At 43.7% G+C, this 478-nt stretch carries 1 protein-coding gene and 1 pseudogene; both read left to right on the top strand.

Annotation, left to right across the window (positions count from 1 at the left end; genetic code table 11):
* Nucleotides 1–180 (top strand): hypothetical protein (locus tag B3F49_RS10670; protein ID WP_293910934.1); only part of this gene is annotated, 180 nt, incomplete at its 5' end.
* Nucleotides 177–478 (top strand): annotated as a pseudogene (locus B3F49_RS10675) (ABC transporter); the annotation flags it as partial. The gene B3F49_RS10670 and the pseudogene B3F49_RS10675, both read left to right, overlap by 4 nt.

Genomic DNA, 478 nt, shown 5'->3' on the forward strand with positions numbered 1-478 from the left:
TTAGGGTATCTATTTATGCCCAAAACTCTTACAGCTTTGCAAAAAGTATTGGATTTGCATAATTATGGTAATTCTTGCATAAATGACTGTCTTGGTATAGTATCTGAAATGCTGTATGATTTGAGGCTTCCCGTGCCTACCTATCCATGCAACGAAAATCTCACAAGAGGAAACGAATGACGAAATATATCGTGAACCGCCTATTAGGAATGATTCCAACGCTTCTTATCATCATCACGCTGAGTTTCTTCATTGTCCGCATCGCACCCGGTGGTCCGTTTGCTACTGAACGCAACCTGCCCGAGGTGGTAAAGCGAAACATTGAGGCCAAATATCATCTGGATGAACCCATGATCCAACAGTATGGCCGCTACATGTTTGACATCCTGCGCGGTGATCTCGGACCGTCCTACAAGTACAAGGACTATGATGTCAATTACTACATTGCAAACAGTCTTCCCAAGTCCATCGTACTCGG

Origin of the sequence: Sphaerochaeta sp. UBA5836 (assembly GCF_002432845.1) — a bacterium.
Classification (GTDB): domain Bacteria; phylum Spirochaetota; class Spirochaetia; order Sphaerochaetales; family Sphaerochaetaceae; genus Sphaerochaeta.